The organism is Pseudogracilibacillus sp. SE30717A (genome assembly GCF_037071985.1).
Lineage (GTDB): Bacteria > Bacillota > Bacilli > Bacillales > Amphibacillaceae > Pseudogracilibacillus.
In genome coordinates this window covers 262,831-288,759 of the sequence record NZ_JAXHDF010000005.1, presented here as the reverse complement: position 1 = coordinate 288,759, position 25,929 = coordinate 262,831, and the positions used below count along the sequence as shown (strand labels likewise).

Here is a 25,929-nt window from a genome sequence, read left to right as displayed (position 1 = left end):
CTTTTCAAATGAATAGAGGAAGAAGGGGAGCATTTCGCTCTCTTTCTTTTTACTAAATTTCGCCTTAAACAGTGTATTAAGGTAATAAAAAACGTTTTCCCTAGATAAGAAATATAAACTTGAATATTCCTGATTAAAGGATGAAGGTTATGATACGAAAATTGGTCATTCCAGCTGTATTTTTGACTGGATTACTCATTTTTTTTTACCCAATTATCAGCAATTGGCTTAGTACGAAAGACCATTATACCGTAATGAGTAAGCATAATGAAGCACTTCAACAAATGACGGAAAAGGAAAAAGCAAAAGAAAAGGAAAAAGCACAGAAGTATAATGAAACGCTTAATGAAACTGAGATACCAATAGAAGATCCTTTTTCCGAAGGGGCGACGGAAACAGCCGTGACAGGTTATTTCAATGTATTGGATATAGGTGAGACAATGGGAAGTTTAGAAATCCCAAGTATCCAGGTGAAGTTGCCGATCTATCACGGAGTTAGTGAGGATGTGTTACAACAAGGTATCGGCCATATGTCAAATTCCTCCTTTCCAATCGGAGGTGTTGGGACACATACAGCACTAACAGGGCATCGTGGATTACCGAGCTCTAAATTATTTCGTGATTTAGACAAAGTAAAACTGAATGAGCATTTTTTTATTCATACATTGGATGAGACATTAGCGTATAAAGTGAATGATATACAAGTTGTACTGCCAAGTGAGACGACTTGGCTACAGATTGATGAGACGAAAGACTATGTTACGTTAATTACATGTGAACCTTATATGATTAATACCCACCGTTTATTGGTAAGAGGGGAAAGAGTACCATACGAGGAAGAGATATCGTTAAATAAATCGCTTGACCCAATGCAAAAGGATCAAAACCGAGAAACATGGTTATTAATTAGTAGTATTGTGACTATACTTGGAATAATAGCTTTTTATTTAATTAGAAAAAGACAAATAAGAGAGTGATCGCGATGAAGAAAAATAAAGGAATTGTTCTATTGTTCATCGTTGGTTTAATCATTATGTCCTATCCGCATATTGCGCAATATATCAATAATCTAATTTACAAATCTCAAGTAGAGCAATTTAAAAATGAAACTGAAATTATGGATCCTAATAAAATATCTGAAAAAATAACGTCAACAAAAAAATGTAATCAAGCAATCTATTCTAATGAGGGAAGCTTACATGACCCATTTACCGAGGAATATAACCGAAATACATTCGAGGAATGTAAGACGGCCCCTAATGGAGAACACATCGCTTCCATCGAAATTCCAAAACTGCAATTAGAAATTCCAATTTATTTGGGAGCAACCGAAAATGAATTATCTAAAGGTATAGGGCAAGTAGAAGGTTCATCCCTTCCTATAGGAGGAGCAAATACACATACTGTGTTGGCTGGTCATCGAGGAATGGGAACAAAAGCGATGTTTCGGAATTTGGATCAATTAGAGCCTGGAGATGTATTTTACATTTACACATTAGATGAAAAATTGGAATATAAGATTTACGACATAGACGTTATTTTACCTTCCGAAACAGAGAGTTTAATTATAACGGAAGGAAAAGATTTAGCGTCGTTAATAACGTGTCACCCATATAGGGCTAACAGTCATAGACTTGTTGTTTATGGGGAACGTTACATGCCGAAAAAATAAATGAAATGGAAGTGTTCAAATGAGTGAAATGAAGATTACTATCGCGCTAATAGATCGTCAACAACTTTTCCGTGAAGGGGTTAAAAAGGTACTTGAAGCAGAATCTTCTTTCAATGTACTAGTAAGCAGCGATGATTATTCAGCCATAAAATCATTACTGCCAATACAGAATATTGATGTCATATTAATAGATGTTTCTATTTTAATAGAAAATCAAGAAAGTATAAGCAAGGATATTATTCTTAACAGTAAGGCAAAAATAATTGTGATGGCAACCGAGGGAGAAAAGACTTTTGTAACAGAGGCGATAAAATTAGGAGCGTATGGATACTTACTGAAAGACATGGATATCTATTCTTTTGTAGATGCAATCAAAACGGTTGAAACAGGAGTTGCGTATATTCACCCTCAAGCTACTCATGAATTAGTAGAGGAATATCGCAATTTAACACTTACAGAGGGTAATGAAGTATCGGCAAAATTGAATAGCCCCCCCGACTTATATACTAAACGTGAAGGGGAAGTGTTACAGCTTCTTACTGACGGGAAGAGCAATCGCCATATTGCCGATTTATTAAATATAAGTGAAAAAACAGTCAAAAATCATGTTAGCAGCCTCTTTAAAAAGATGAATGTACATGATCGAACACAAGCAGTGGTGATGGCAATCAGAAATAATTGGGTTAACTATAAATAAACACACGTTTAAAAACTAGTTTTAAATAGAACTAGTTTTTTTACTTTTTTATCCATTTAAATAGGGTATTTACCACATATACATAAAGTTGACAAACCTTTTTTAAAAGCTATAATAAATTTCATGTGATAATTATTATTTTTTTATGAATTGTCAGAAAAAATACAGATTTTAACAAAACAATAAAATGTGTAAAGTCTGAATATACTGGTAAAAGGTGGTGTGCTATTTCCGATCTAAAAAAATAATAATGAAAATCAATTATAAAAAGATAATTTAAGGGGGATATCAATGTCATTTAGGCATATATTTAATGGTTTATTGATAATGGCATTATCTATTTTATTAATAGCTTGTTCTTCTGGGTCTTCAGGAAACGGGACTTCAGACGGAGAAAAAGGTGAAAAAGAAACAGAAGCAGCCTCAGGTGGAGAAATTAGAGTCGCATATTCTGCACAGCCTCCAGTACTAGATCCTCAAGTAGGCACAGCAATTATTACAGCTGAAGTAATGGGACATGTCTTCGAATCACTTCTTACTACGGACTCCGATTATAATATAAAACCAATGTTAGCTGAATCGTGGGAACAAAGTGACGATGGTTTAACAATAACGTTTCATTTAAGAGAAGGTGTGCTTTTCCACAATGGAGAGGAAATGAAAGCGGAAGATGTTGTCGCATCTATGAACCGTTGGAAAGATGGTCCAGGTGGAAGAGGACAATTTGAAAAGGCAGAGTTTGAAGAAATAGATGAGTACACAGTTGAATTAAAAATGGAAGTGCCAATATCTACAGCACTTGTTGGAATTGCTCAAGGTACATCTTCTTTTTCGGCAATTATGCCAAAAGAAGTAATTGAGGGAGCGGATCCGACATCTGTTGAGGAATTTATTGGGACAGGGCCATTTGAATTTGTGGAGTGGAAACAAGATCAGTATGTTCATTTAAAGAAGTTTGATGATTACCAAGGAATCGATGAACCAGCGGACGGTTTATATGGCAAGAAAGAAGCATTAGTTGATGATTTGTTCTTCCAATTCGTTCTAGATTCATCTACTAGAGTTGCTGGAATCCAATCAGGTGAATATGATATTGCTCACGAAGTTCCTTATGACAGTGTAGAGCAGTTAGAGAATGATGAGAATATAGAAAATCAGATTTTGCCTGGAGCAGGTACATTAATTATGTTTACGAATAAAAAAGAAGGCAGACTCTTCCACGATGTAAAGGCAAGGGAAGCATTAGCAACATTAATTAATGCTGATGAAATTATGACTGGTGCATTTACCGATGAACGATTCTACACGCTTAACCATAATATGATGATGCCACATCAAGAAGAACAGTGGTATAGTGAAATCGGAAAAGATAAATACAATGTTAATGATCATGAAAAAGCGAAAGAACTATTTGCTGAAGCTGGATATAACGGGGAAACAGTTAAAATAATGACGTCACGTGATTATGAATTTATGTATAATGCTTCTGTTGTTTTACAACAGGAATTGGAAGAAGTCGGACTAGATGTTGAACTTGAAGTTTTTGACTGGCCGACATTGCTAGATAAAATGGTTGATGAAAATGAGTATGATTATGATATTAATATGGTATGGATTGGCTATAAACCTGAGCCAACTTCCCATCATTTCTTAGCAACTGGTATCTCTGGATGGACAGACAGTCCAGAATTAACAGAATTGGTTGAGAAGTTTAGAAGTCAGCCGACATTGGAAGATGCCATTCCGGTTTACGATGAGTTACAGGACTGGTTCTGGACTTATATGCCAGCTGCTAAAATCGGTGATTATAACCGTATTGATGCAACAAGAACATCAATTGATAACTATCAGTATTCAGATCGGATGATTCTTTGGAATGTTACGAACGATAAATAATTTTTTGCTTTACTAATTTATTAATTTACTAGATGAAAGGAGTACTGCAATGACATTTTCAATTGTCGCACGTTGTAAAAAAACAGGCATGCTTGGAATGGCTGTCAGCACAGCGAGACCTGCTGTTGGAAGTCTTGCTGTTTATGTAAAAGCACGGGTTGGTGCAATAGCAACTCAAGCTGCAGTTAATCCATACTTTGGAATAAATGGTTTAACTTATCTAGAGCAAGGTTTGTCTGCAGAAGAAGTAATGGAAAAAGTTAAAAGTGAAGATCTCGAATTTGAGAAAAGGCAGCTTGCTATTGTCGATAATGAAGGAAGAACAGCAGGATATACAGGAACGGAAACAGTACCGTGGGCAGGGCATTATTTTGGAGATGAATTTGTTGTTGTTGGGAACATGCTTGTAGGAGAACAAGTAATAAAAGCAATGGCGGAAACCTATGAGACTAGTAAAATAGATTATTTACCACTTCGTTTACTCGCAACAATAAAAGCCGGTCAAGAAGCAGGTGGCGATAAGCGTGGAAAACAATCTGCGGCTTTAAAAGTTTGTGATACACAATCATATCCAATTGTAGATATTCGTGCGGACGAACATGAAAACCCGATTGATGAACTGGAAAGAATTTATGAAGCGGCAAATATTAATTTATTCCCTTATATAGAAAACCTACCAGTTTATGACCAAGATAAGAAAATATAATTAATAATGAATTTTCATCTAAAGTGCCATTAGTATAAGTGGCACTTTAGATGTTTTAAAAGTACGGACACATAAACAGTTTTAAAACTCTAATTTGATACATTGTCTAAAAAGCAAAATTATAAACAATTGCAGAATTGCTGAAGCAACATTTATGTGTGACCGGTAAGTAGGGGTTGAATACAGAACTCTATCTGCTGGTTGATTTTTTATGACTTAATAACATGTGAAGGAGGTTTTGGTTTGATTAACTATATTGTAAAAAGAGTGTTTTCTCTTATCCCTGTATTATTCGTAGTTTCAATTGCTATCTTCTTATTAGTACATCTTACTCCAGGTGATCCGGCATCAGTAATGCTTGGAGTAGAAGCCACAGAAGAACAATTGAAAGAATTAAGAAAAGAGATGGGATTAGATTTACCAATTTATCAGCAATATTTGAATTGGATCGGAGGAGTGTTACAAGGTGATTTTGGAACATCTTATTTTATGAAGGAACCTGTAACACATTCAATTGCAGAACATGTGAAACCGACTCTTTCTTTAGCAATTATTGCTCAAATTATTACGATATTAATCGCAGTCCCATTAGGTATTGCTGCAGCGAATCGCCGTGGAACGATTGCGGATCAATCGATAATGGGAGTATCTTTACTCGGAATGTCCATTCCAAGTTTTTTATTAGGCTTATTTTTAATTTTGTTAATCGGAGTGAAGCTAGGTTGGTTACCGGTAGCAGGGTATCAACCATTAAGCAATGGATTATGGAATCATATTAAATATCTCATTATGCCTGCTATTTCATTAGGTGCAATTCAGGCAGCGCTCGTTGCTAGAATGACCCGTACATCTATGTTGGAAGTTTTAAATACAAACTTTATAAAAACTGCTCAGGCTAAAGGAGTTAAAAAGCGAGCGATTATCTATAAACATGCGCTTCGTAATGCATTTTTACCAATTTTAACTGTAATTGGGCAAACATTCGGAGTATTAGTTGCTGGTGCAGTTGTTACGGAAACGATATTTAATATACCGGGTATTGGACAATTAATTATTAACTCAGTTGAACGTAGAGATTATGCGGTTATCCAAGGAGTCGTCTTATTTGTGACATTGTCCTATGTGTTTATAAATTTAGTTATAGATTTATTATACGGTTTTGTTGATCCAAGAGTACGGCTAGATAGAGATTAAAACATAGGAGGGGGAAGGCGTGGAAACAGCGGAGAAAGAAGTACGACAACTTTCTGATATTAAACAACAATTAAAGAAAGAACAGAGACAGCTTTTTATCAAGCGGTTTTTTTCAAATAAATTAATGGTAACTGGTTCTGTAACAATGTTATTTTTATTACTCGTTACATTATTTGGTCCATTTTTAGTGTCACAGGATCCATACGAAATGGTAGTCCAAGATAGACTTTTAAATCCTAGCAGTGAGCATTTGCTAGGGACAGATGAATTTGGAAGAGATTTACTTTCAAGAATTGTACATGGATCGAAAGTTACAATGGGAGTTGGCCTGTTAGTTGCGGCGATTGCATCGTTTTCAGGAATGGTAATTGGGTTATATGCCAGTTATTATCGAATACTTGATCATATATTAATGCGTATTTGTGATGGTTTAATGTCAATTCCAGCTATTTTACTTGCGATTGCTTTAATGGCTGCGTTAGGTCCAAATACGAGGAACGTCATAATAGCATTAAGTATCGTCTTTACTCCACATATTGCTCGGGTCATTCGATCGGCAGCCTTAGTTGTGCGAGAACAGACGTATATTGAGGCGATGGAAGCTCAAGGTGCAAGTGCAACACGCATTATTTGGTTACATATTATGCCAAACACAGTTTCTCCACTCGTCGTCCAAGCAACTTTTATTTTTGCAGAAGCGATAATTGTAGAAGCCGCGCTCAGTTTTTTGGGTGCCGGTGTGCCGGCGCCCGATCCAAGTTGGGGAAATATTTTATATGATGGAAAACTTGTCATTTTTAATGCGTGGTGGATGACTGTATTTCCAGGAATCATGATCGTTCTTTCAGTACTTGGATTGAATTTACTTGGTGATGGTCTAAGAGATTTAATTGATCCTCATACAAATCACGGAAAAAAATAAGTAAGAGAGGAGGATTCAAATGGTAAAAGAAGAACAGCCTTTATTACAAGTAAAGGAATTACAAACTCATTTTTATACGGAAAGAGGAAAGGTAACTGCCGTAGACGGGGTTACTTTTCATGTAGAGGAAGGAGAAATATTAGGAGTTGTCGGCGAATCTGGCTGTGGTAAAAGTGTTACATCCCAATCTATATTACGTTTATTTGATGAGAAGAGACTAGTAGAATATGACGGTGAAATAAGTTTTAAAGGAGAAAATCTTCTCGATTTACCAGATAAAAAGATGGAGAAGATCCGCGGAAATGACATCGCGATGATTTTCCAAGATCCATTAAGTTCATTGAATCCAGTATTTACAATTGGTCATCAAATTGCGGAATCGATTATGTTGCACCAGAAGGTTTCAAAAAAAGAGGCGTATGAAAAGGCATTAGAAATGTTAAAGTTGACCGGTATACCGGCGCCTGAAAAACGAATAAATGAGTACCCACATGAATTATCAGGAGGAATGAGGCAACGAGTAATGATTGCAATTGCATTATCATGTGAACCTAAATTACTCATTGCTGATGAACCTACTACAGCATTGGATGTTACCATTCAAGCCCAAATACTTGAACTCATAGAAATTTTGAATAAAAAATTAAATATGGGTGTTATCTTTATTACTCATGACTTAGGTGTTGTAGCGGAAATTTGTACGCGGGTTGTTGTCATGTATTTAGGACAAATTGTAGAAGAGGCTACTATTGATGATATATTTGAAACGCCAATGCACCCGTATACAAAAGGATTAATGAAATCAGTTCCTCAATTAGATGGCGATCGTTCTAAAGAGCTACATGTTATTGAGGGGACCGTTCCTGCTCTGAATAATGTTCCTAAAGGATGCCGCTTTGCAACTCGATGTCCGTTTGCAGATGAACTTTGTATTAAAAAAGCACCGGAATTAAAAGAATTTAAAAATGGACAAAAAGCAAGATGTTGGCATGCTGAAAGAATTGCTTTAGAAGAGGAGGGGCAATATGCTTAATACTCAAAATAAGACTGATAAAGAGGTCGAACTACTTACACCAACGCCAATTCTTGATGTCCAAGGGTTGAAAAAACATTTTCCTATGACAGGACCTTTGGGGAGATTCGGAAAAAACAAAGGGGTTGTAAAAGCAGTTGATGATGTTTCTTTCCAATTATATGAAGGGGAAACATACGGTCTAGTAGGTGAGTCAGGTTGCGGGAAAAGTACAACGGGTAGAACAATCCTTCGTCTTATTGAACCAACCGACGGAAAAGTATTATATAATGGGACGGATATTGTCCGTCCTACTAAAAGTGAATATAAAAGAATGAGACAAGAATTACAAATGGTTTTTCAAGATCCTTATTCCTCTTTAAATCCTAGAAAACGAATTGGAGATACGATTGAAGAACCATTAATCATTCACGGAATAGGAAAAGATGCAAACGAACGTACAGAGTTGGTTATGGATATATTAGAAAAAGTGGGAATGAGGGCAGATCATTATTATCGTTATCCGCATGAATTATCTGGAGGACAAAGGCAACGAATTGGTTTAGCAAGAGCTTTAATTGTAAATCCTAAAATTGTTATAGCAGATGAACCAGTCTCAGCATTAGATGTATCAATTCAGTCACAGGTAATAAATTTATTACAAAAAATACAAAAAGATTTAGGATTAACCTATTTATTTATTGCCCACGATATTAGTGTTGTTCGTCATATTTCTGATCGGATAGGGGTTATGTATCTTGGAAATCTTGTGGAAGAAGCTTTTACCGACCAATTGATAGAGTCACCACTTCATCCATATACAAAAGCATTATTGACTTCCGTTCCTATCCCTAATCCAAAGCATAAAAAAGAACGAATTATTTTAAAGGGAGAAATACCTTCCCCATTAAATCCACCTTCTGGATGTGTGTTCCATACACGATGTCCTCTAGCAATGGATATATGTAAAGAGAAAAAACCGGTAATGAAAGAGAAGGATAGCGGTCATAAAGTCGCATGTTTTCTTTATGAGAGTGAATAAAAAAGAATCTGCTTGATATGCAGATTCTTTTTTATTTTAATTGCCTATTGAAATAGAAATTGGAAATTAACTAGTAATAAAGTATGATTAATAGTATAATAAAAGGAGAGAGACAATATAAAAAGTAGGTGTTTAGTATGATGGGGGAACAGATATCTAATAATTTGAAGGCAAGTCTCTTTGATTTAACCTACATTATTGAAAATTTTAAACGCAAACAAATTATGGATATGCTTTGTTTGCGGATTAGAAAAACTTTAGAAGCTTCCCGAGTTGTTTTTTATATGTATAATAAATGGCAGTTGGAACAACAAATGACTTATTATTCATGTACATATCCAATTACAGGAACTGAAAACTTTTCTTTACCTACGTTTATTAAATATTATAAGGAAAAACAACCCATATCAATGTTGAATACTAGTTGTCCAGTATTAATTGAACAAAAGGGCTGTTCTAATTTCTTGCTCAAATTTAAATGCCAAGAAAACTGTTACGGTTTTATCGTAATTTCTTTTGATAAAGAAAAAGTATTAACGATGAAAGATCTTGAACAATCACGAATTGTTATCGAACAATTTTTGTGTATTCTTTATACAAATAGACACCATAAAACATTACAAGATCGAAACCATTTGATGTTTCAACTCTCAACTAGACTGCATTCTGTTCATCGTACTGAAGAAGTCTTAGAAAAAATTTATGATACTATCCAAATACTATATCCATCATTTACTTATAACTTGTTATTGTCTCAGGAATTTGATTATTGTGATGTCCCAATTAAGTTAATCGAGTATTCAAAAGAAACATCTTTATCTCCAGGTTTAATTTCATTTATGAATAATAAATTGCAAATTGATCAAAAACCGGAACTTAATGAAACAAATATTTATTCCCCACTTAGTGGAAAACAAGGAGTATATGGTGTTCTTCATGTAACAATTCCACTTATGATACAATTATTAGATGAAGAAATTGAATTTATTCAAAATTTTACAAACATGGCGGGGAGAGCAATTGAACGTACAACACTGTATCAATCGTCAAATCAATTGGTTTCGAACCTTCAAACAATTAATAATGCTTCACAAGAATTAAATACGAATTTAGAACTACATGATATTACTAAAATTGTGCAAAAACATATTTTGAATTCTACTTTTGCTGAAGAAAATGCAGTTGTACTCTTTCACGAAGAGTCATCAAGCGGTTATGAGATATTAAAAGGAAGTACAAACTATTTTACTTCAATAGAAGGTCACGAATTTGCACAATTTGTTAAAAAGAAACTTTTAGCTAATCCGCGGCCGTGTTTAACAGGTGACTTCCATTCTAACAATATTCAAATTCCATTTAAATCATTAATGATGATTCCAATGAGTTCTTCAGAGAATGTTTATGGAGCTATTATCATTGCCCATCGTTCGGCCTATTATTTTAACTTCGAAAAGTATAAATTTGTTCAATCTATTGTTCAGCATGCATCCTTAGCATTTTATAATTCAATTTTAAAAGAAAAATTAAAACAAATTGCAATTACAGATTATTTAACAAATTTATATTCCAGAAATCATCTCGATAAAATTATTAAACAGCAATTGAAAGCTGGCGACTATGGAGCATTTATTTTGTTTGATGTGGATGATTTTAAACAAATAAATGATACTTATGGTCACTATATCGGTGATAAAGTACTCATCCAAGTTGCTAATATAATTAAGTCAGAGATGAATTCAGGAGAAATTGCAGCGAGGTGGGGAGGAGAAGAATTTGCTATATACCTTCCACACTATGAGTTAAAATTAGCAACAGAAAAGGCCAATACGATTAGAAAGAAAGTGTTAAACAAAACAAAGCCCCAAGTCTCTCTATCCTGTGGTGTCTCCATCTGGACAAACCAACAAGAAGAATCAGTTGAAGACCTGTTTATACGAGCGGATGAAGCACTTTATGAAGCAAAAACGTCTGGTAAAAATAAAGTAGTCAAAAAAGTATATATACCAGCAAATTAATTACTAATTTCATTGGGACAAGCTCAATAATGTTGTAGACAACTATTAACCGATTAAATTCAAAATATTTGAATTTAATCGGTTTTTTGTTACTTAATAATAAAGATTAGATTTCATACTAATGGAGATTTTGAAGAAGTTTAATTAAGATCTACTCAGCGTATTTGAAAGTAGCTCATCTTTAAGCAGAACTCGCTCATGTTATATGAAACTTGATCATCTTCAGCATTTCTACTATCGAGACTGAATCCAGTGAACTTAACACAAAGCTTTTTTAAAAAAATTAAAAAACCTAAATTTAAAATAAATTCACCCTAAAACCAATTTAATATTAATATTCGTCTTTAAAGAAAAGTACTTAATTAATTAAAATCACTTTTTATGGTTAATTTTAAAGGGTTTTTACTCTTTCTGTCGTAATAAATAAGGGAGAGGGTGTGTAATCGGTGAAAAATAATCAAACAAAACAAAAAGTAGTTGATGCGGCATCAATGCTTTTTTTTCAAAAGGGCTTTCATGGGACTTCTGTAAGAGATATTGCAAGTCGTGCATCTGTAAATGTTTCTTTGATTAGTTATTATTTTAATAGTAAGCAAGGATTGTTAGAATATGCGGTAACAAATTATTTCGAAATGTATTTAAATCGTTTAGAAGATGTATTGGAATCGAATAGATCATTAAATGAAATAGAAAAACTTAAAAAAATAATTAATGCAGTTATTGAATACAAAACTGATCATTTTCAATTGACTTCCTTTATTCACAGAGAATTATCATTAGATTCTACATTTGTAAGAGAAATGACCGTAACTTATTTAGCGAAAGAGAATTATATTATAAGTACTCTTTTCTTAACTATTTTGAGTGAACAGGAAAAACTGCAACAACCATATTTGTATATGCAATTAAAAGGGATGATTATGTCACCTTTCATATTACAGCACGAATGGAAAAATCAATTATTAGATACTCAAGCACGCAAAAATTTTATAAAAATGCATACAGAATCAATTAATAAATGGTTGCAATTTGTCGCATTCTATAGTAAAAGCAAACAACTCAGTTAGAGGATTTTCGACAACAATGTAGAAAATCAATATTTTTTTGTTTTTTTTAGCAAAAATACTCGCAAACATGGTATCATATGTATAAGAATGTACATAGATTTTAAAATATCTATATCCTTCTATAAAACCGTTTAGGAGGTAAAAGATGGAATATGTTATCGGCTTAATCTTATTAATTATCGTAGTTATTATTGTAGGACTCCTCTTAAGGAAGCGACTGTATGATTCTGTGGACTATTATGAAAGCTGGAAATTGGATATAATGAATCGAAATGTTGCGCTGGAATTGTCGAAGGTAAAGGAATTAAATCTTGAAGGAGATACAAAAGAACATTTTGAAGAGTGGAAAGATCAGTGGGACTCTATTTTAACTGAAGAATTAGCTGATGTGGAAGAATTACTGTACGATACTGAGCATGCGGCAGATCGATATAATTTTCCGGCTGCGAAAAAGAGTCTTAATAAAATAGAAGAAACATTAGTAAAAATTGAAAAGAAGATTGAAGGAATTTTATCTGAATTGAATGTACTTCTTGAAACCGAAGCGGAGAATCGTAAAGAAATTGCTGAGCTAGAACCTTTACTTCATGAGCTTCGTAAAGAGTTATCACATAATCGTTTTAAATATGATCGAGCGGAAATAAGGTTTGAAGTTGAGTTTGATGAGATTGATCATGAATTTAAAAATTATAGTGAACTCGTTGAGGAAGGAAATTATATTCAAGCAAAAGATATTGTAGCAAATGTCAAAAAACGTTTAGAAGAATTGCAAACAGAAATGGAAGAATTCCCTTCTCTCTATAAAAAATCAAAGCAAGAACTTCCATCGCAGTTAGATGATTTATCCAGAGGCTTAAGGGAAATGAAAGATGAAGGCTATTTTATTGATCATTTAGATTTCGCAAGAGAGATTAACGAATATCAATCACGTCTTCTTGATATAGTTGCATCGTTACAAAAAGAAGGTACTGAAGAAGCAAAAAAAGCATTGCCTGAGATGGAAGACCGAATTGCTGAAATGTATGAGCTGCTTGAAAAAGAAGCTATCGCCAAAAACTTCGTTGAAACGAAAATGCCTAATTATGAAAAAGGGTTAGACAATTTGGAAACCCATTTTTTAAATACTAAATTAGAAGTAGAACAACTAAGAGAAACATATTACTTTGAAGATTCAGATCTTGAAAAATATATGTCACTTGAGAAAATGGTCACACAACTTAAAGGTAAATTAGTTGAATTTACGACTAAAGTTGAAGCTAATAATTATGCGCATTCCAAATTACGAGCAGAATTAGAAGAAGCATTTCAACAACTTGATATAATTGAGGAAGAGCATGAGCAATTTAAACAACGGATTCAAACGTTACGTAAAGAAGAAATAGAAGCAAGAGAACAATTAAAAACAATTCATGACACTTTATTTAAAACAACTCGTAAATTGAGAACTAGTAATTTACCAGGTGTACCTGACTATATTTGGACAATGATGGAGGATGCAAGTGCTAAAAGTGATCGCGTGTTGGAAGCACTTGATGAACAGCCACTTGATATCCAGCGAGTCCAAAAAAATCTTTCTGAAGCTCAATCATCCGTAGAAACTGCAATTGATCAAACGAATACAATGTTAGATCATGCTTCACTTACGGAACAAGTCATTCAATATGCAAATAGATACAGAAGTACAAACCAGAGCTTAGCACAGAAACTTGCTGAGGCAGAACGGTTATTTAGAAAAGCAGAGTATGAGCACGCTTTGGAAACTGCAGCTAATGCAATTGAAGAAGTAGAGCCCGGTGCATTGAATAGAATTGAAAAACAGCAAGAAATGATCGTATCATAAATGAAAGACTGTCTAATAGATACTCATCTATTTAGCCAGTCTCTTTATTTGTTATTTTGAAAATAGAAAGGACTTTCTTATGATTTATTTAGATAATAGTGCAACAACTGAGACGAATTCAACAGTAATATCAAGTTTTAAAAAAGTTGCCGAGCAATATTTCGGAAATCCGTCTTCTATCCACGAACTAGGTGGAGAGGTTGAGAAATTGCACAACCAAGCAAGAAAACAAGCTGCACAATTATTGCAAGTAGAGCAAAAAGAAATTATTTTTACTTCGGGTGGGACAGAAGGAAATAATTTAGCAATAAAAGGAATAGCATTGAAACATCAGAAACGTGGGAAACATATTATTACAAGTAGCATTGAGCATGCATCTGTATATGAAACGTGTAAAAGTTTAGAGGAATTGGGCTTTCGAATCACATATCTTCCTGTAAATGAAGAAGGAAAGATAGACCTTGGACAATTAAAAAGAGCAATCACGGAAGAGACGATTCTTGTTTCCATTATGCACGTAAATAATGAAATCGGAACGGTTCAGCCTATCGATGATATTGGCAATATTTTAAGCGATTATCCGAAAGTATTTTTCCATGTGGATGCAGTTCAGGGAATTGGTAAAGTACCACTTTCATTAAAGAATAGTCAAGTTGATCTTTGTACAATTTCCGGTCATAAAATACATGGATTAAAAGGTACTGGATTGTTGTATGTAAAAGAAGGAACAACATTATTTCCTTTATTTCATGGAGGAAATCAGGAATTTGGGATACGTTCTGGTACAGAAAATGTGGCAGGTAATGTTTCTATTGTACGGGCTCTTCGATTAATTAAAGAAAAAGAACAAAGTCAGTCAGAGCAGCTAATGAATTTACATGATCAATTATATGAAGAACTCAGGAATATAGATGGTGTCTTTATAAATTCACCTAAGAATGGAGCGCCACATATTATTAATGTTTCTGTTTTAGGGCTTAAACCGGAAGTTGTTATTCATGCACTATATGAAAAGGAAATTATTATTTCTACACAGTCTGCCTGTTCATCTAAGCAGTCAGATAAAAGCCGTGTCTTAAGTTCATGTGGCTTTTCTGATGAACGATCGATATCTGGTTTACGCATTAGTTTATCATATGATACAACAGAAAATGAGATAAAGAATTTTATAATAAAGTTTCGTGAAACCATCGAGCAATTAAAAGAGATATTGGAGTAGATAGATATGAATTATGACCATATATTAATACGTTATGGAGAACTAGGATTAAAAGGAAAAAACATTAAACAATTTATTTTACAATTACAAAAAAATATACAACAAGCTTTAATTGATTTTCCAAAGGTTCGTGTGACTAGAAGTCAAGGTAGAATGTTTATAGTTTTAAATGGAGAATCTCCTGAACCTATTATAGATAAATGTAAAAATGTTTTTGGAATTTACAGCATGAGTTTAGCAATTAAAGTGGAAAATAACGAGGAAGCTATTAAAGAAGGAGCATTATCTGCGTTAACACAGAGTAAAGAGGCCAAAACATTTAAAGTTTCTGTTCGTAGAGCGAATAAACGTTTTCTTATTCGTTCACAAGAGCTTAATCGGATTTTGGGTGCTCATTTATTAAAAAATTCATCCGATTATACAGTTGATGTACATCACCCAGATGTTGAAGTTAAAGTCGAAATCAGAGAAAAAGCTACCTATATTACGTCAACCGTTATTCGTGGGGCAGGTGGATTACCGGTAGGAACTGGTGGAAAATCATTATTACTTTTGTCGGGAGGAATTGACTCTCCTGTCGCCGGATACTTAATGATGAAACGTGGAGTAAAATTAGAAATGATCCATTTTCACTCTCCTCCTTTCACAAGTGAACGAGCAAAACAGAAAGTGTTGGACCTAACTAAAGTATTAACTGAATTTGGTGGTACAATTAATATTCATCTCGTACCTTTTACAAAATTACAGCAAGAAATTTTTAAAGTAATCCCAGAACGATATGCGATGACTGTAATGCGTCGTGTCATGCTGCAAATTAGTGAAAGAGTTTGTGAGAAGAAAAAAATACTTGCAATGTCAACTGGTGAAAGCTTAGGACAGGTTGCAAGCCAGACGTTAGCCAGCATGAACGTTATTAATGAAGTGACCAATTTACCAGTACTTAGACCTTTAGTAGGTTTTGATAAAGAAGAAATTATTAATTACTCTAAACGAATTGGAACATATGATATTTCTGTCCGTCCATATGAAGATTGTTGTACCATATTTGTCCCTAAGTCTCCAGTTACAAACCCGACAAGAGAAAAAGTAAATTATTTAGAAAAGGATACAGATTTTAGCGAATTAATCCATGAAGCAGTTGAAAAAATACAACTAATAAAGGTCGATAATAAACCGGAGTCACAGGACAACTTTGATGAGTTGCTATAAAAACATGTTTAACAATTTATCCTTAAAATAACAACAACTACCAGTTGTATTTATGTATGATCAACCTCCAACGTGCGCATGATAATTGTACCAAGGAGGTGAAGAACATGCCAAATAGCAGCAGAAATAACTCAAACCAATTGCTAGTTCCTGGTGCAGAACAAGCGTTAAACCAAATGAAAACTGAGATTGCACAGGAATTTGGCGTACAACTTGGTGCAGATACTACATCTCGAGCTAACGGATCCGTTGGAGGAGAAATTACAAAACGCCTAGTTCACATGGCGCAACAACAAATGGGTGGAACTCAATAACAAATAAATATTGAAAACAAAAAAGAGTCATTCCTATTAGCTTAGGATTGACTCTTTTTTAAGTTACATTTTCTTAATTTTAAAAGTATTAGTGCAAGGATACTCTTCTATATAGTTTTTTAAATACTCTTTTTCTCCCTATCTTGATATTTTTAATATCAGCCCATTGAATCATTCAAAGAATTTCAAGGAAATATGTTTACCTTATATTTTTAAGGTTGACATAATGAAAATATATGATAACCTACTTTATGTGTAAACTACAAAAAATATAAGTGAACATAAAGGGGGGTGAAAAATATGAAACCTCAGAGTAAGACTTTGAAATTAACACTAGGAGCAATGTTCGTAGCACTAACTGCTATTGGAGCTAATTTTAGTTTTTTAGTAGTGGGCGGAGTTCCAATTACATTACAAACATTTTTTGCGGTGTTAGCAGGCCTTGTATTAGGGAGCCGATTAGGTGCATTTTCAATGTTCGTTTATATGATGTTAGGGTTAGTAGGAGCACCTGTTTTTGCACAGTTTAAAAGTGGATTTGGCATGATTATATTTCCGACTTTTGGTTTTATTTTATCGTTTATTCTTGTCGCATATGTCGCTGGAAAAATTGGAGAATTAAATGCGAGTTTTCCTTCTTATATAGCAGCAGCGTTAATAGCTATGGCAATTAACTATATCTTTGGTACAAATTGGATGTATGCTGCTTATAAACTTTGGTTTGAAGCTCCACCGGCATTTTCATATAAAGTTGCTTGGTTATGGATGCTCGCGCCACTTCCAAAAGATATTATACTATCCGTCTTAGCAGGTGTTTTTGCTTTTCGATTAGAAAAATACGGAATCACAATAAGAAAACCAATTACTGAACATAGCATTTAAAGTTGCATACATTCTATTATTTAACCAGGAGGGTTTTCATGTACAATTGGAGTGCAATCGCAAACAAAGTTATAAATGGGTATGAAATTAACAAAGAAGAAGCACTAGCTATATTAGAATCGTCTGATGATGATATTCTGCAATTAATGGATGCTGCTTTCAAAATTAGGAAATACTATTATGGAAAAAAAGTTAAGCTAAATATGATCATTAGTACAAAAACCGGTTACTGTCCAGAAAATTGCGGATATTGTTCACAATCCATTGATTCAAAAGCGCCGATTCAAAAATATACGATGATGACAAAAGAGGAAATTCTTCAAGGGGCCAGACGGGCACATGATCTAAATTCAGGAACGTATTGTATCGTTGCAAGTGGAAGAGGGCCAACAAATCGTGAACTTGATATCGTAACAAGTGCAGTAAAAGAAATTAAAGATCAATTTAAAGATATGCGAGTATGTGCTTGCCTTGGAATATTAAGAGAAGGGCAGGCAGAGAAATTAAAAGAAGCGGGTGTTGATCGCTATAATCATAATTTAAATACATCTAAGGAGCATCATTCTAACATTACGACAAGTCATACATATGATGATCGTGTTTCTACTGTCGGCAAAGTAAAAAACGCTGGGATATCTCCTTGTTCAGGCGTTATCGTTGGAATGAAAGAAACGTTAGAAGATGTATATGAAATGGGAAGAGCGCTTAAAGAATTAAATGCTGATTCAATTCCTGTGAATTTTTTACATGCAATTGATGGAACAGCTTTAGAAGGAACGGATGAGCTTAATCCGCTCTATTGCTTAAAAGTACTAGCTTTGTTTCGTTTTATGAATCCAACAAAAGAAATTCGAATTTCAGGCGGTCGTGAAGTGAATCTTAGAACATTGCAACCGTTAGGTTTATTTGCAGCAAATTCCATTTTTATTGGTGATTATTTAACAACGGATGGTCAAGAAAGAAATAGCGACTATCAAATGTTAAAAGATTTAGGATTCGAAATTGATTATGAAAATATAGAAGATAGAGAAAAAATAGAGGTTTAAAATTCATAACGCGAAATGATGGACAATCCAACTTAGCTTATTCATAATGTAAAGTAAATAATAATGGAAAGGTTGAGCTTTTATGGTAAAAGTCACTTTTAAAGATAGTCCCGTTACATTATTAGGTACAGAAATTCAAGTAGGAAATGATGCTCCAAACTTTACTGTTGTAGCTAACGACTTAAGTGATCGTTCTTTAGATGATTACAAAGGTAAAGTTAAATTGATAAGCATTGTTCCATCCTTAGATACTGGTGTTTGTGCACAGCAAACAAAGCGTTTTAATGAAGAAGCTGATAAATTGGACAATGTGCAACTTATTACTATCAGTATGGATTTACCTTTTGCACAAACTCGTTGGTGTAGTGCAGAGGGCGTCAAAAATATTGATATATTATCAGACCATCGTGATGCGGATTTTGGTAAAAAATACGGAGTGTTAATAAAAGAATTAAGACTGCTTGCAAGATCTATTTTCGTTATAGATAGCAATGATAAAGTCACGTACTTAGAATATGTTTCAGAGGTTACAAACCATCCAGATTACGATAAAGCATTAGAAGCGGCAAAAAATGCACAATAAACGTTTAAATGAAGATTCTTTTTATTTTTGCGGACACAATTAAATTTGTGTCCGTTTCCTTTTTCATTGACATTATAAGTAAATCAAATACAATGATATAGTTAAGACTTTTACTTTAAAACTGTAATACAGCTAAAAAGACAAGTAAACCATAAAAAAGTACAATTCAAACTTTCTTTTCGTATTTAATATTATTTTTGAGAAATTTTGCTACAATAATAAGTAATTTATTAAATGGCTAACTCAAGGAGAAGTGGAGGGGGCTAAATGAATAATTCAAAAGTAGTTGAATTATATGATTGGATAGAAGAAACTAGCGAGTTAGTTCAAGTACAAGTTGATGAACCTTTTTTAGATAGTTTAGCAATAACATTAGAAGCACTCTTCTATGGTGATATACACGAAGATAACTATGAAGGCTTAAAAGCTCAAATTCAAGAATCATTAAGAAAGGTTAATTTATCTGACTATACAACAGAAGATATTAGGAAGGCCATTCAGCTTGCGGTTTTAAAGGGGATGAAGAAAGCGACACAACATCACCATACAATGACTCCAGAAGCGATAGCATTATTTATCGGATACTTAGCAGATAAGTTAACAAACAACATGGAAGAAGTGAGAGTTTTTGATCTGGCTAGTGGTACTGCAAACTTGTTATTAATTGTAATGAGTCATTTATCGAAGCCTATAAAGGCATTTGCAAGTGAAATTGATCCTACATTACTAAAAATATCTCTACTAAATGCTAACTTGCAGAAAAAACGGGTTGAATATTTTCACCAGGATAGTTTGAGACCATTCTTACTTGATCCTGTTGATTTAGTCGTTGCGGATTTACCTGTCGGTTACTATCCTGACGATGTGCAGGCAAGTAATTTTGAGTTAAAAGCGGAAAAGGGACATTCTTATTCACATCATTTATTCATAGAACAAAGTTTGACATATACAAAAGCTGGCGGATTTTTAATATTTATTATCCCGGAGACTTTATTTGAAAGTGACCAAGCCGAACAATTACATCGTTTTATACAACAAAATGCACATATTATTGGACTTTTACAGTTACCGGATACAGCTTTTACATCAAAAGAAAACAAGAAAAGTATCTTTATTCTTCAAAAAAAAGGAGAACATACAAAAGATATAAAACAACCGTTACTAGCAGTACTTCCATCTTTTAATAATACAAAAGCTATGGAAGATATTTTGACACAGATAAATAATTGGTTCCAAAAGGAAGAAATTCACTAACCTATAAATAGATATTGGGTGACGCCTTGTTCCATTAAACAAGGCGAATTATTCTTCTTTAGTGACAACGGAAAGCAAACGTCTTATTAATTATCATGAATTCTGACTATTTCAAATATAGGTATTTCTTATTGGACAACATAAAGGAGGAGAAATAGTTGAGTAAGATTTTGGCGATTAATGCAGGGAGTTCATCTTTAAAATTTCAGTTGTTTAAAATGCCAGAGGAAGATGTTTTAGCGAAAGGGTTGATTGAAAGAATTGGTTCGAAGGGTTCTTCATTCACTCTTGAAACCGATTCCAAAAGTAATGATATAGTAAAAGACATAGCTGATCATGAAGAGGCAGTAAAACTCTTATTAAATCAATTGATTGAATCTGGTATCATTCAATCCTATAAAGAAATTGATGCTGTTGGACATCGGGTAGTTCATGGAGGAGAATATTTTAATAAGTCAATTAAAATTAACGATAATGTAATCGCTAAAATTGAAGCAGTTTCTGATTTGGCACCTTTGCATAATCCACCAAACTTAACCGGAATTCATGCATTTAAAGAGATATTACCTAATGTTCCGATGGTTGCAGTATTTGATACAGCATTTCATCAGACAATGCCAGAAAAATCCTATTTATATAGTCTACCTTATGAATATTATGAAAAATATGGAGTCAGAAAATATGGATTTCATGGTACTTCCCATCAATATGTTTCTCAGCGAACAGCGGAAATATTAGATCGTCCTTTAAATCAGTTAAGATTAATAACATGTCACTTAGGGAATGGTGCAAGTATTACTGCAGTTGAAAAAGGGAAATCCATTGACACGTCCATGGGATTCACGCCTCTAGCAGGAGTGACGATGGGTACGAGGTCAGGTGATATTGATCCTGCAATTATTCCTTATCTAATAGAGAAAACAGGAATGAATGCTTCGGAAGTTATTGATGTTTTAAACAAAAAGAGTGGTTTACTAGCGCTTTCCGGAATTTCGAATGATTTGAGAGATATACAAGCGGAAGCTGCCGCTACAAATAAACGTGCCGAATTAGCTTTGGAGATTTTTGCAGCACGCATTCACCAATACATTGGATCTTACGCTGCAAGAATGGCTGGAGTAGATGCGATTATTTTTACAGCCGGAGTGGGAGAGAATAGTAAAATTGTACGCAGCAAAATTTTAACTGGTCTTGAATTTATGGGAGTTTATTGGGATCCTGTATTAAATGATAATATTAAAGGAGAAGGATTCATTAATTATGATCATTCACCAGTTAAAGTATTAGTTGTACCGACTAATGAAGAAGTAATGATTGCAAGGGATACGATGAAATATGCGGAGGGAAAAATAAAGGTAACCGTTTGAAAAGATCAAAAGAAAGAAAAATAAGTGGAGAATACTAAAGAAAGCAACGGAGAAACAGCGTTGCTTTTTTTTACGTAATGTTCTAACGGTATATATTAAAAAATGTGTCCACGGACTCTGAACTGTCACTTATATGTAGCCAGCAATTGATTGCGCTCTAGCTCAATTTAGTGTATTAGATTTAGCTATAAGTGCAACATTATATCGTTTCATACATCCGGGATACCTTAGTCTGCTCATGATTTCATTATTCATTGTTTTGAATTCTGTCTTCTAATTCGTCGAAAATTTCGTCAGAAGTTTTCACTAATTCCTGTTGCATTTGTCTGAAAACAGCATCTTCTTGATCGTTCTGTGCTAAATTTTGATAGGCAATTTCTTGCTGATTTAGACGTGGATCTTGTCGCTGTACAAAGCTGTTCTCATTTTCACCGCGGTTATAATGATATTTAACTCCTCGGTCATGGTGAGATTTATTGTCTTTTTTCGCCAAAATACTCGCTCCTTTTTAACCTGTAATTAAGTTTTAGCATCGCCCAATTATTGAATGTTATACTGTCGCAATAGATTTTATAATTACACCTTTCGCGGGTAAATCTGATTTATTACGAAAGCTTGAAATATCTATTTACTCTACGACAGGCTTTATGTAATTCAAAAGGACTAGTGCTAATGAATTGATTATGGTAATATCAATTGTTGTATAAGTAGTTATGCTTACAACAGTTCATTGAAAACGTAGGAGGATATTTTTATGGTGAAATTGAAAAATGTAGGTTTGGGGAAAGATGTAGTAGTTGATGAAAATCCTGTTTCAAGATGGTTATTTACGAATACCACTTCAGCTTGGATTTGGTTGATTTTACGACTATATCTTGGGTATTCGTGGTTAACTGCAGGTATAAACAAAGTTACTTCGGATGTTTGGACAGGCTCTAATGCTGGTACGGCTATTAAAGGTTTTATGGAAGGTGCACTTGGAAAAGTGGAAGCTGGTGATGTCGCTAGCTGGTATGCTTGGTTTCTAGAAAACATCGTCATTCCAAACGCAGTACCTTTTTCTTATATGGTCGCTTGGGGAGAAATATTAGTAGGTCTTGGTTTAATCGTAGGAATTTTGACAGGAATTTCTGCTTTTTTTGGCGCACTTATGAATATGTCATTCCTTCTTGCTGGAACAGTTAGTACGAATCCAGTCATGTTTATGATCGCGATGTTACTTATCATGGCCTGGAAGGTAGCAGGTTGGTATGGACTTGATCGATGGGTATTGCCACGCTTAGGAACTCCATGGTCGATTAAAGATAAAGTATGACATTTAATAATTCATTATACATTTGTGTATTATCATTAAATTGGCTATCGTATAGATAAAAGAAATGGGGTTGATATGCGTGCATCGTGTTAAGAAACGGTCTGTTCATTGTTTGATTGTAACGGTAAGTGATACGAGAACGGTTGACACGGATAAAAGCGGGAAATTAATACGAGAGTTACTAGAACAAAATGAGCATAAATGTGTAAATCACGTAATTGTTCCTGATGACATGGATACAATCGAACAAATTATTCAGCAAGGCTTAATAAATGAACAGGTGGAAGCGATTCTCCTTACAGGGGGGACCGGTATCTCAGTGCGTGATGTTACCATTGAGGTTGTGGAAAAAATTATTGAAAAAGAAATTCCGGGATTTGGAGAGATTTTCCGTATGTTAAGTTATACAGAAGACATCGGTTCTGCAGCGATGATGTCTCGTGCAATTGCGGGGGTAAAAAATAGTAAAGTAATTATTGCTATGCCAGGGTCTTCGGGAGCAGTTAAATTAGCAATGGGGAAACTAATCTTGCCAGAAATCTCTCACATTATCTATGAGTTAAATAAGGATAAAATATAATTAATAGAAAACTGGATTATCGTAAAGCTTTTATGGCGAAAGTAAGACAGGACGTAGCATCGTTAGCCAGTGAGCAGTGAAGAGTTATATTTTCTTATCCGCAAATAAAAGTACCGCCTTGTCATAAGGCGGTACAGTCTGTTTTTCTAAACGTTTAACTAGCGGACAATAAGTACATCGCATTTTGCGTATCTGGCAACACTTTCAGAGACACTTCCAATTAGGAATCGCTCTACAGCATTAAGACCAGTTGCCCCAACGATGATTAAATCTGCATCATTTTCTGGAGCGATTTCTTTTGCAATTGCTACTTTCGGAGACCCATACTTAATAACTAGTTCTACATTCTCTACACCAGCTTCTTTTGCATTAGCGACATATTCATTCATTAGATCTTTAGCATATTTTTCAGCTCGTTCTGATAATGATTTGTCATAAGCTTCGGCAGTTGCAAACGTACGCGTATCTACAATGTGAGATAGGACTAGAGATGCATTATTTGCTTTAGCGATTTCAACAGATTTTTTGAAAGCTTTTTCAGAAGCTTTTGATCCGTCAACTGCAATGACAATTTTTTCATAGTTATTATTCATTTTGTTGTCCTCCTTTATTATTCTGTTTCCCTATTACACTTTAATTATAACGTAATAAAAAGCAAAATGATAAAAAATAACAGGCTATTTTTAACAAAATTAAGACAATTTTGATATAAAGAGTTACTCGTCACCTATTTGGTATAATAAAAAAGAGGATTATGTAAATAATATAATGCAATTTAAATATATCTTTGATAAAATGTAAATGATTTAAATTTTTAAAATTTACTAAGAGGTGTAAGATCGATGAAAATAGGAATTCCTAAAGAGATTTTAAATAATGAAAATAGAGTGGCTCTTAATCCTGCGGGAGTATTAACCTTAATAAATGCTGGACATGACGTGTATGTTCAGGCGGGAGCAGGGGAAGGAGCAAGTTTTACGGACTCTGAATATGCCGATGCAGGAGCGACAATTGTAGAAACTGCAAAAGAAGCATGGGCACAGGAAATGATTATGAAAGTTAAAGAACCTTTAGAAGAGGAATATGAATTTTTATATGAAGGACAAATAATTTTTACATATTTACATTTAGCATCTCATCCAGAATTAACTCAAACTTTGCTTGATAAAAAAGTGATTGGAATTGCCTATGAAACAGTTCAGTTACCAGACCGCTCATTACCATTACTTACACCAATGAGTGAAGTTGCTGGATATATGGCGACCCAAATTGGTGCGCAATATTTAGAAAAAACGAGAGGTGGTAAAGGAATTTTACTATCTGGAATATCTGGAGTAAAACGCGGAAAAGTAGCGATCATCGGTGGAGGAGTAGTCGGAATGAACGCCGCTAAAATGGCCGTCGGACTTGGTGCAAATGTTACTATGTTTGATTTGAACCCTGTACGATTGAGAGAATTGAATGATTATTTCGGAAATGCTGTCAATGTTTTAATGTCAAATCCGCTTGATATTTCCCGGGCAATCGCAGAAGCGGATCTTGCTATTGGTTCCGTCCTTATTCCAGGTGCTAAAGCTCCGGTATTAGTTTCAGAGGAAATGGTTCAATCGATGGAAGAAGGTTCTGTCATCGTAGACGTTGCAATTGATCAAGGCGGGAACTTCGCTACTAGTGATAGAGTAACAAATCATGATGAACCTACATTTGTAAAACATGGAGTTCTTCACTATACGGTGCCAAATATGCCCGGTGCTGTACCACAAACATCAACAACTGGTTTAACAAATGCTACCGTTCCATATGCTTTACAAATTGCAAATAAAGGGTATGAAAAAGCAATGAGGGAAAATGAGACGTTGTTAAAAGGTTTAAATACAATGAATGGAAAAGTTACAAACCAAGGAGTTGCAGAAGCATTAGGATATGATTATATAGAGGCATCAACAATGATTAAATAATATCATTTTCATCCCTAAAAATTCCGAACATTCCTACGTAAAATGGTCGATCCTAAATTGTTAAAATTTATCAGTGAGAAACGAATAAAATTGTTACAATCAATAATCACGTTCATGATCTAATTTTTAGCGAAAAATT

Annotated in this window: 25 protein-coding genes; 23 read left to right on the top strand and 2 right to left on the bottom strand. The window is 34.2% G+C overall.

Going from position 1 to position 25,929, the window contains the following annotated elements:
* Positions 1-149 precede the first annotated feature (149 nt).
* The 20 genes from SPD48_RS10255 to SPD48_RS10160 all read left to right on the top strand — a co-directional run bounded on the left by SPD48_RS10255 (position 150) and on the right by SPD48_RS10160 (position 21,937).
* Complete coding sequence (locus SPD48_RS10255) at positions 150-977, top strand: class C sortase (RefSeq protein WP_336258006.1); 828 nt, start codon at positions 150-152, stop codon at positions 975-977.
* Between the two features lie 5 nt (positions 978-982).
* Entirely contained in the window at positions 983-1,672 is a 690-nt protein-coding gene (locus SPD48_RS10250) for a class C sortase (RefSeq protein WP_336258005.1), read from the top strand.
* A gap of 19 nt (positions 1,673-1,691) precedes the next feature.
* Positions 1,692-2,369 carry a response regulator transcription factor gene (locus SPD48_RS10245; RefSeq protein ID WP_336258004.1) on the top strand — a complete coding sequence of 226 codons (678 nt, stop codon included), beginning with the start codon at positions 1,692-1,694 and terminating at the stop codon, positions 2,367-2,369.
* Positions 2,370-2,660: 291 nt separating this feature from the next.
* Entirely contained in the window at positions 2,661-4,265 is a 1,605-nt protein-coding gene (locus SPD48_RS10240) for an ABC transporter substrate-binding protein (protein WP_336258003.1), read from the top strand.
* Positions 4,266-4,314: 49 nt separating this feature from the next.
* Complete coding sequence (locus tag SPD48_RS10235) at positions 4,315-4,971, top strand: DUF1028 domain-containing protein (RefSeq protein ID WP_336258002.1); 657 nt, start codon at positions 4,315-4,317, stop codon at positions 4,969-4,971.
* Between the two features lie 243 nt (positions 4,972-5,214).
* Positions 5,215-6,165 carry an ABC transporter permease gene (locus SPD48_RS10230; RefSeq protein WP_336258001.1) on the top strand — a complete coding sequence of 317 codons (951 nt, stop codon included), beginning with the start codon at positions 5,215-5,217 and terminating at the stop codon, positions 6,163-6,165.
* A gap of 19 nt (positions 6,166-6,184) precedes the next feature.
* A complete protein-coding gene (locus SPD48_RS10225) occupies positions 6,185-7,087 on the top strand; it encodes an ABC transporter permease (RefSeq protein WP_336258000.1) in 903 nt (300 codons plus the stop codon).
* A gap of 19 nt (positions 7,088-7,106) precedes the next feature.
* The gene (locus SPD48_RS10220; protein ID WP_336257999.1) at positions 7,107-8,120 is read left to right on the top strand and encodes an ABC transporter ATP-binding protein; all 1,014 of its coding nucleotides are present in this window, start codon (positions 7,107-7,109) and stop codon (positions 8,118-8,120) included.
* Entirely contained in the window at positions 8,113-9,141 is a 1,029-nt protein-coding gene (locus SPD48_RS10215) for an ABC transporter ATP-binding protein (RefSeq protein ID WP_336257998.1), read from the top strand. The genes SPD48_RS10220 and SPD48_RS10215 overlap by 8 nt, the downstream gene beginning before the upstream one ends.
* A 140-nt stretch (positions 9,142-9,281) precedes the next feature.
* The gene (locus SPD48_RS10210) at positions 9,282-11,156 is read left to right on the top strand and encodes a sensor domain-containing diguanylate cyclase (RefSeq protein ID WP_336257997.1); all 1,875 of its coding nucleotides are present in this window, start codon (positions 9,282-9,284) and stop codon (positions 11,154-11,156) included.
* A 446-nt stretch (positions 11,157-11,602) separates the two neighbouring features.
* A complete protein-coding gene (refZ, locus tag SPD48_RS10205; RefSeq protein ID WP_336257996.1) occupies positions 11,603-12,223 on the top strand; it encodes a forespore capture DNA-binding protein RefZ in 621 nt (206 codons plus the stop codon).
* A 145-nt stretch (positions 12,224-12,368) separates the two neighbouring features.
* Positions 12,369-14,063, top strand: coding sequence for a septation ring formation regulator EzrA (ezrA, locus tag SPD48_RS10200; protein WP_336257995.1), 1,695 nt, complete (start codon positions 12,369-12,371; stop codon positions 14,061-14,063).
* 79 nt (positions 14,064-14,142) lie between these two features.
* The gene (locus tag SPD48_RS10195; RefSeq protein WP_336257994.1) at positions 14,143-15,282 is read left to right on the top strand and encodes a cysteine desulfurase family protein; all 1,140 of its coding nucleotides are present in this window, start codon (positions 14,143-14,145) and stop codon (positions 15,280-15,282) included.
* A gap of 6 nt (positions 15,283-15,288) precedes the next feature.
* A complete protein-coding gene (thiI, locus tag SPD48_RS10190; protein ID WP_336257993.1) occupies positions 15,289-16,491 on the top strand; it encodes a tRNA uracil 4-sulfurtransferase ThiI in 1,203 nt (400 codons plus the stop codon).
* Between the two features lie 107 nt (positions 16,492-16,598).
* The gene (locus tag SPD48_RS10185) at positions 16,599-16,805 is read left to right on the top strand and encodes an alpha/beta-type small acid-soluble spore protein (RefSeq protein WP_336257992.1); all 207 of its coding nucleotides are present in this window, start codon (positions 16,599-16,601) and stop codon (positions 16,803-16,805) included.
* Positions 16,806-17,105: 300 nt separating this feature from the next.
* Positions 17,106-17,687, top strand: coding sequence for a biotin transporter BioY (locus SPD48_RS10180; protein ID WP_336257991.1), 582 nt, complete (start codon positions 17,106-17,108; stop codon positions 17,685-17,687).
* 38 nt (positions 17,688-17,725) lie between these two features.
* A complete protein-coding gene (gene bioB / locus SPD48_RS10175) occupies positions 17,726-18,733 on the top strand; it encodes a biotin synthase BioB (protein WP_336257990.1) in 1,008 nt (335 codons plus the stop codon).
* An 82-nt stretch (positions 18,734-18,815) separates the two neighbouring features.
* On the top strand, positions 18,816-19,316 hold the full coding sequence (gene tpx, locus SPD48_RS10170; RefSeq protein WP_336257989.1) for a thiol peroxidase: 501 nt from the start codon (positions 18,816-18,818) through the stop codon (positions 19,314-19,316).
* Between the two features lie 267 nt (positions 19,317-19,583).
* Positions 19,584-20,570, top strand: a complete 987-nt coding sequence (locus tag SPD48_RS10165; protein WP_336257988.1) for a class I SAM-dependent methyltransferase — start codon at positions 19,584-19,586, stop codon at positions 20,568-20,570.
* A 158-nt stretch (positions 20,571-20,728) separates the two neighbouring features.
* Positions 20,729-21,937 (top strand): acetate kinase, encoded by a 1,209-nt coding sequence (locus tag SPD48_RS10160; protein ID WP_336257987.1) that lies wholly within the window; start codon positions 20,729-20,731, stop codon positions 21,935-21,937.
* 247 nt (positions 21,938-22,184) lie between these two features.
* Here the strand turns inward: SPD48_RS10160 and SPD48_RS10155 are convergent, their stop codons facing one another.
* Entirely contained in the window at positions 22,185-22,430 is a 246-nt protein-coding gene (locus SPD48_RS10155) for a hypothetical protein (RefSeq protein WP_336257986.1), read from the bottom strand.
* Between the two features lie 261 nt (positions 22,431-22,691).
* Between SPD48_RS10155 and SPD48_RS10150 the strand changes: the two genes are divergently transcribed.
* Both SPD48_RS10150 and SPD48_RS10145 read left to right on the top strand, forming a co-directional pair.
* Positions 22,692-23,252 (top strand): DoxX family protein, encoded by a 561-nt coding sequence (locus SPD48_RS10150; RefSeq protein ID WP_336257985.1) that lies wholly within the window; start codon positions 22,692-22,694, stop codon positions 23,250-23,252.
* A gap of 64 nt (positions 23,253-23,316) precedes the next feature.
* On the top strand, positions 23,317-23,832 hold the full coding sequence (locus SPD48_RS10145; RefSeq protein ID WP_336257984.1) for a MogA/MoaB family molybdenum cofactor biosynthesis protein: 516 nt from the start codon (positions 23,317-23,319) through the stop codon (positions 23,830-23,832).
* 158 nt (positions 23,833-23,990) lie between these two features.
* Here SPD48_RS10145 and SPD48_RS10140 read toward each other — a convergent pair whose 3' ends face one another.
* Complete coding sequence (locus SPD48_RS10140; protein WP_336257983.1) at positions 23,991-24,425, bottom strand: universal stress protein; 435 nt, start codon at positions 24,423-24,425, stop codon at positions 23,991-23,993.
* A 249-nt stretch (positions 24,426-24,674) separates the two neighbouring features.
* Between SPD48_RS10140 and ald the strand changes: the two genes are divergently transcribed.
* Entirely contained in the window at positions 24,675-25,790 is a 1,116-nt protein-coding gene (gene ald / locus SPD48_RS10135) for an alanine dehydrogenase (protein ID WP_336257982.1), read from the top strand.
* Positions 25,791-25,929: the final 139 nt, after the last annotated feature.

What these genes read in the sequence shown, in the direction of transcription:
- SPD48_RS10255 (WP_336258006.1), top strand. Translation starts at nt 150, where the DNA reads ATGATACGAAAATTGGTCATTCCAGCTGTATTTTTGACTGGATTACTC.
- SPD48_RS10250 (WP_336258005.1), top strand. Translation starts at nt 983, where the DNA reads ATGAAGAAAAATAAAGGAATTGTTCTATTGTTCATCGTTGGTTTAATC.
- SPD48_RS10245 (WP_336258004.1), top strand. Translation starts at nt 1,692, where the DNA reads ATGAGTGAAATGAAGATTACTATCGCGCTAATAGATCGTCAACAACTT.
- SPD48_RS10240 (WP_336258003.1), top strand. Translation starts at nt 2,661, where the DNA reads ATGTCATTTAGGCATATATTTAATGGTTTATTGATAATGGCATTATCT.
- SPD48_RS10235 (WP_336258002.1), top strand. Translation starts at nt 4,315, where the DNA reads ATGACATTTTCAATTGTCGCACGTTGTAAAAAAACAGGCATGCTTGGA.
- SPD48_RS10220 (WP_336257999.1), top strand. Translation starts at nt 7,107, where the DNA reads ATGGTAAAAGAAGAACAGCCTTTATTACAAGTAAAGGAATTACAAACT.
- SPD48_RS10215 (WP_336257998.1), top strand. Translation starts at nt 8,113, where the DNA reads ATGCTTAATACTCAAAATAAGACTGATAAAGAGGTCGAACTACTTACA.
- SPD48_RS10210 (WP_336257997.1), top strand. Translation starts at nt 9,282, where the DNA reads ATGGGGGAACAGATATCTAATAATTTGAAGGCAAGTCTCTTTGATTTA.
- ezrA (WP_336257995.1), top strand. Translation starts at nt 12,369, where the DNA reads ATGGAATATGTTATCGGCTTAATCTTATTAATTATCGTAGTTATTATT.
- SPD48_RS10195 (WP_336257994.1), top strand. Translation starts at nt 14,143, where the DNA reads ATGATTTATTTAGATAATAGTGCAACAACTGAGACGAATTCAACAGTA.
- thiI (WP_336257993.1), top strand. Translation starts at nt 15,289, where the DNA reads ATGAATTATGACCATATATTAATACGTTATGGAGAACTAGGATTAAAA.
- SPD48_RS10185 (WP_336257992.1), top strand. Translation starts at nt 16,599, where the DNA reads ATGCCAAATAGCAGCAGAAATAACTCAAACCAATTGCTAGTTCCTGGT.
- SPD48_RS10180 (WP_336257991.1), top strand. Translation starts at nt 17,106, where the DNA reads ATGAAACCTCAGAGTAAGACTTTGAAATTAACACTAGGAGCAATGTTC.
- bioB (WP_336257990.1), top strand. Translation starts at nt 17,726, where the DNA reads ATGTACAATTGGAGTGCAATCGCAAACAAAGTTATAAATGGGTATGAA.
- tpx (WP_336257989.1), top strand. Translation starts at nt 18,816, where the DNA reads ATGGTAAAAGTCACTTTTAAAGATAGTCCCGTTACATTATTAGGTACA.
- SPD48_RS10165 (WP_336257988.1), top strand. Translation starts at nt 19,584, where the DNA reads ATGAATAATTCAAAAGTAGTTGAATTATATGATTGGATAGAAGAAACT.
- SPD48_RS10150 (WP_336257985.1), top strand. Translation starts at nt 22,692, where the DNA reads ATGGTGAAATTGAAAAATGTAGGTTTGGGGAAAGATGTAGTAGTTGAT.
- SPD48_RS10145 (WP_336257984.1), top strand. Translation starts at nt 23,317, where the DNA reads ATGGGGTTGATATGCGTGCATCGTGTTAAGAAACGGTCTGTTCATTGT.
- SPD48_RS10140 (WP_336257983.1), bottom strand. Translation starts at nt 24,425, where the DNA reads ATGAATAATAACTATGAAAAAATTGTCATTGCAGTTGACGGATCAAAA.
- ald (WP_336257982.1), top strand. Translation starts at nt 24,675, where the DNA reads ATGAAAATAGGAATTCCTAAAGAGATTTTAAATAATGAAAATAGAGTG.